We start from the raw sequence: 542 nt of genomic DNA on the forward strand, positions 1-542 counted from the left end.
AGCGGTACGGCATATCCCACGGAATACCGTCGGCCAGCACGCCCGACACCACCACATCAGGAAATCCTGTACAGCGATATGTTTCACCCGGCTGAGGAAAATCAAACATGGTGCTCCCCTCCGTTTCCCGACGTCGTGGCGAGAAAGTCACGGCACAGGCCTTTGGCTTTCAGCTCTTCCAGGACGTAGCTGACGTCCTCATGGATATAACTAAAAATCTGCGGCAGGTATAGCTGGTGTAAACCGTTCAGTTCACGGCGCAGCAAATCACCGCCCACGAACTGCGAGACGGCGCTGGCACGATTGAGTTTATGGTACGCCTCAATGCTGAGGTGTTCCTGCATGGGGTTAAGGTCATCACGACGCGCTGAGACGGTCTGAGGGGTGTTTTTATTATGCATGTGACACCTCCACAACCGGCAGCCGGGCGGCAAGGGAAAGCACATATTCCCGGACAAGGGTGCGGCGGGCGGCCAGCTCGTCACCGGCAACGGTGCGGAGCATACAGATACGGGGTTTACGGTCTGCGCGACGGACGGCGG

2 protein-coding genes are annotated in these 542 nt (G+C 57.7%); both read right to left on the reverse strand.

Annotated features, from left to right (window positions below; genetic code table 11):
- Positions 1–101: 101 nt before the first annotated feature.
- Positions 102–401, reverse strand: coding sequence for a derepression protein (locus OGX86_RS00010; RefSeq protein WP_016151189.1), 300 nt, complete (start codon positions 399–401; stop codon positions 102–104).
- On the reverse strand, positions 394–542 hold a 149-nt coding region (locus OGX86_RS00015), incomplete at its 5' end, for a host cell division inhibitor Icd-like protein (protein WP_286638963.1). The genes OGX86_RS00010 and OGX86_RS00015, both read right to left, overlap by 8 nt.

It is taken from the genome of Citrobacter sp. Cpo040 (assembly GCF_030332915.1).
Classification (GTDB): Bacteria; Pseudomonadota; Gammaproteobacteria; order Enterobacterales; family Enterobacteriaceae; genus Citrobacter; species Citrobacter portucalensis.

What these genes read in the sequence shown, in the direction of transcription:
- OGX86_RS00010 (WP_016151189.1), bottom strand. Translation starts at nt 401, where the DNA reads ATGCATAATAAAAACACCCCTCAGACCGTCTCAGCGCGTCGTGATGAC.